The organism is Mesorhizobium sp. M7A.F.Ca.ET.027.03.2.1 (assembly GCF_003999175.1).
Classification (GTDB): Bacteria; Pseudomonadota; Alphaproteobacteria; order Rhizobiales; family Rhizobiaceae; genus Mesorhizobium.
On record NZ_RZOM01000524.1, the window covers coordinates 1 to 4,155 of the forward strand.

Here is a 4,155-nt window from a genome sequence, read left to right on the forward strand (position 1 = left end):
GCTTCATCGGCGGCAAGCCGCGCACGCGCGAAGAAAGCTGGATGCGCTTCCTGCGTCACGCCGGCCTGTGGTCGCTGCTCGGCTATGGCTTCTGGGCGATTGAGGAGAAGGCGACCGGACGCTTCATCGGCGAGGCCGGGTTTCACGACCTGAAGCGCGACATGGAACCATCGATCGAAGGCATTCCCGAGGCCGGGTGGGCGCTGGTTCCGGCCGTGCACGGGGCGGGCTTCGCCACCGAGGTGGTTGGCCGCATCCTGGCGTGGAGCGAAGAGATTTTCGGGCGCGAGAAGACCGTCTGCATCATCGATCCGGAAAACGGCGCGTCGCTGAGGGTGGCTGCGAAGTGCGGTTACCGGGAAGTGGTGAAGACCACCTATCACGACACTCCGACCATCCTGCTGGCGCGGTGACCTGAGCCGCGGGCTGACAGCTGCCGGCGCCGGCATGATGGCGCCTGTCGCCAGCAATGATGACGAGGCGGGCCGCGCCAAGAACCGCTGTGGTCTGGTCAAACTGACTTGAGCGGGGCTTCCAACGAGAACGTGTTCTACGGCATGGCGTCCGCTGCCAGGCTTGCCCGCTCGAGCATGGAGGCGTCCTCGCCGAAGGCGCGGGTGGCGCGGGCCGCCGCCTCGAGCAGCGGCCGCTTCATGCGCTGCAGAAATGCCGCGTCGACGCGCGTGCTGGGTCCAGCCAGGGTCAAGGCGCCGAGCAGGACGCCTCCCGGGCCGAACACCGGCGCCGACACGCCCCCCGTCTCGGGGTCGCGGTCGCCCACGGCGAGGCAGTTGCAGGTCTTGCGGATGGTCTCGTACGGTTCGCCCTGCTGGCCCGAAAACGCTGCAAGCACGCGGCCGCCGGAGCCGAGCAGCAAAGGCAATACGTCGCCTTCGCGTATCGTGTAGCGGATCGGGTGCTTGGATTCGACGCGGTAGAGACAGGTGCGGACGTCGCCCGAGCGAACATAGAAGGCAACGCTCTCCCAGCTTCGCTCGGAAAGATCGCGCATGATCGGCAGCAGGATATCGACCGCCACGACCGAACGCTGGTAGAGCGCACCGAGCCGAAAGGTCGCGGGTCCGACGCGGTAGCGCCCATTGTCGAGGCGCTCGAGCAATCGTCCGCGCATGAGGGAATTCGCAAGCCGCAGGATGGTGCTCTTGTAGAGGCCGGTGCGCGCCGCGATTTCGGCCAGGCTGAGCGACCGGTCATCCGTGGTGAAGGCATCGAGGATGGCAATGGCTCGATCAAGCGCGGCAACACCGTCCGCCGAGGTGCGATCTATTTCCCCATCTGCCGATTTGCTTGGCGAGTCCATGGTGGTTCCAGTTTGAAGAAAGCCGAGCGACTCTGTCGCGCCGCCAAATCGTTCTGTCCAGTAGAATATCGTTTCCGTTGACAGAACTCCGTAACATCTGCTTGAAATCGATGACGGGTCTGGATGCAGGCGCGTTTTGGCGGGCACCGGAGGAGGTGTCGTGATTTGGAGGAATCCCCATGCTGAACAGACGCAGATTTTTGATGAGCACCGCAGCCGTGGGTGCCGGGCTGATGACGTCGCATCTTTCTCCCGCTTACGCCGAAGGCGCGCCCCAGATACAGCTCTTCGTGCCTGCCGCACCGGGTGGCGGCTGGGACCAGACGGCGCGCACGATCGACCAGGTGCTGCGCAGTGAAAAGCTGATCTCGGGTTCGCAGATCACCAATGTCGGCGGCGCCGGCGGGACTGTCGGGCTGCCGCAATTCATCAGCCAGTGGAACGGCAAAGGCAATTCCCTGATGGTTGCCGGCATGGTCATGGTCGGCGCCATCATTGCCAACAAGGCCGCGAACAATCTGACGCAAGTCACCCCGATCGCCCGCCTCACCGGCGAGTTCGAGGCCCTGGTCGTGCCGGCGGAGTCACCGTTCAAGACGGCCGCTGATTTCGTCGCCGCGCTCAAGGCCGATCCGACAAAGGTTCCCCTCGCCGGCGGCTCCGCCGGCGGCTCGGATCACATCTTGTTCGGCTTGATTGCCAAGACGGTCGGCGTGCCGGCGACAAACCTGTCCTACGTGCCGTTCGCCGGCGGCGGTGAGGCGTTGTCGGCGCTGCTCGGCAACCAGGTCGCGGCCGGCATCTCCGGCTTTGGCGAGTTCTCCGAGCAGGTCAAGGCGGGCGCGCTGCGGCTGCTCGCCATCTCGGCTGACAAGCGTCAGGACGGCATCGACGCACCGACGTTGAAGGAAGCCGGCATCGATGTCGAACTGTTCAACTGGCGCGGCGTCTTCGCACCGCCCGGCGTTTCCGACGCCGACAAGGCGGCGATGGTCACAATGATCGAGACCATGGCCAAGAGCGATGCATGGGCAACCGAATGCAAAAACCGCAACTGGACGCCCATCCTTTTGACTGGCGATGACTACGCAAAATTCCTCACCGAGGACACGGCCCGCATCACCGCGATCCTCAAGGATCTCGGCCTCGCCTGATGTCTTCAGGGGGCGGTTAGAGTGCCGCCCCCTTCCCATCTCGCCTGCCGCATGGACATATGATGCGGCGAAACTGCGGATGCGGCCGGCTGGAGGATGCCGGCCATCTTGGGAGGATACCGATGAGCACCAGCGACCAGCAGGCGGCGCCGTTGCGCCTTGCCGTGCCGGAATTGTTGATAGGCATCGGGCTCCTGGCCTGCGCCGGCGCCGTCGCCTGGCAGACGCTGGCAATCCCGGTGTCGCCGCTCTACTCCAAGGTCGGCCCGACCGTCTTTCCCTACCTCACCATGTTCGGCCTGGTGGTTCTTTCGCTGTTGCTCATCCTTGCCGCGCTTCGCGGCGGCTGGCAGCCGGAGGAGGAAAAGGAGACGCCGACCGACTGGAAGGCGATGGGCTTCGTCGTCATCGGCCTGATCGCCAATCTGCTGCTCATCCGGCCGCTCGGCTTCACGGCGGCATCCGTCATCATGTTCGTTCTGGTCTGCTACGGCTTCGGCAGCAAGCGCACGCTGCGTGACGCAGTGCTCGGCCTGATCCTGGCGCTGGCCGCCTATTTCGGCTTCGCCAGGGCGCTTGGCGTCAACATCGGTGCCGGTTTCATCGAGAACCAGCTGAACACGGTCATCGATGCGTTCATCACCATGTTGAGGGGCTGACGCCATGGAAACGCTCGGACATCTCGCACATGGCTTCTCGGTTGCCTTCACCCCGGTCAACCTTCTGTGGTGCCTGCTTGGCACCACACTCGGTACCGCCATCGGCGTGCTGCCCGGTCTTGGACCGGCGCTGACCATCGCGCTGCTTTTGCCGATCACCTATCAGGTGGCGCCGGAAGCATCCTTCATCCTGTTCGCCGGCATCTACTACGGCGCCATGTATGGTGGTTCGACGACGTCGATCCTGCTCAACACGCCCGGCGAAAGCGCCACCATCGTCACTGCGTTGGAAGGCAACAGGATGGCGCGCTCCGGGCGCGGCGGCGCGGCACTCGCCACCTCCGCGATAGGCTCGTTCGTCGCCGGCACGATCGGCACGATGGGCGTCGCTTTCCTGGCGCCGGTGGTGGTCAAATTCGCATTGGCCTTTGGTCCGGCCGAATATTTCTCTTTGATGGTGCTGGCCTTCATCACCGTTTCGGCGGTGCTCGGCTCGTCTTCCGTACGCGGCCTGACCAGCCTGTTCGCCGGCTTCGTCATCGGCATGATCGGCGTAGACCTGCAGACCGGCCAGCCACGCTTCACCTTCGGCACGAACGAACTGCTTGATGGCGTCGATGTCATCATTGCCGCGGTTGGCCTGTTTGCCGTCGGCGAGACGCTCTACATGGCCTCGCGCCGCTATGCCGGCAAGGACGAGATCGTGCCGCTGAAGGGCTCGCTCTACATGACGGCGGCCGAGTGGGGGCGTTCGTGGAAACCCTGGCTGCGCGGCGCTGCGATCGGCTTCCCGATCGGCGCCATGCCGGCCGGCGGCGCCGAAATCCCGACCTTCCTGTCCTATGCCATCGAAAAGAAGCTGTCGAAGCACAAGGAGGAGTTCGGCACCGTCGGCGCCATCGAAGGCGTTGCCGGCCCCGAGGCCGCCAACAATGCCTCCGCCGCCGGCGTGCTGGTGCCGATGCTGACGCTTGGCCTGCCGACCTCCGCGACCGCGGCGATCATGCTGTCGGCCTTCCAG

General features: G+C 64.9%; 5 protein-coding genes. 4 read left to right on the forward strand and 1 reads right to left on the reverse strand.

The annotated features are described in order from the left end of the window. Nucleotides 1-413: GNAT family N-acetyltransferase (locus tag EN750_RS21285; RefSeq protein WP_145967814.1), on the forward strand; the 413-nt coding region annotated here is incomplete at its 5' end. A 137-nt stretch (nt 414-550) separates the two neighbouring features. Here EN750_RS21285 and EN750_RS21290 read toward each other — a convergent pair. Continuing rightward, nucleotides 551-1,321, reverse strand: a complete 771-nt coding sequence (locus tag EN750_RS21290; RefSeq protein WP_127397554.1) for an IclR family transcriptional regulator — start codon at nt 1,319-1,321, stop codon at nt 551-553. Nucleotides 1,322-1,500: 179 nt separating this feature from the next. Between EN750_RS21290 and EN750_RS21295 the strand changes: the two genes are divergently transcribed. The 3 genes from EN750_RS21295 to EN750_RS21305 form a co-directional block, all read left to right on the forward strand. After that, complete coding sequence (locus tag EN750_RS21295; RefSeq protein ID WP_127397555.1) at nt 1,501-2,475, forward strand: tripartite tricarboxylate transporter substrate-binding protein; 975 nt, start codon at nt 1,501-1,503, stop codon at nt 2,473-2,475. Between the two features lie 122 nt (nt 2,476-2,597). Further along, on the forward strand, nt 2,598-3,134 hold the full coding sequence (locus tag EN750_RS21300; protein WP_127397556.1) for a tripartite tricarboxylate transporter TctB family protein: 537 nt from the start codon (nt 2,598-2,600) through the stop codon (nt 3,132-3,134). A 4-nt stretch (nt 3,135-3,138) separates the two neighbouring features. After that, nucleotides 3,139-4,155, forward strand: a 1,017-nt coding sequence (locus EN750_RS21305; protein WP_127397557.1) for a tripartite tricarboxylate transporter permease, incomplete at its 3' end; no start/stop codon positions are given.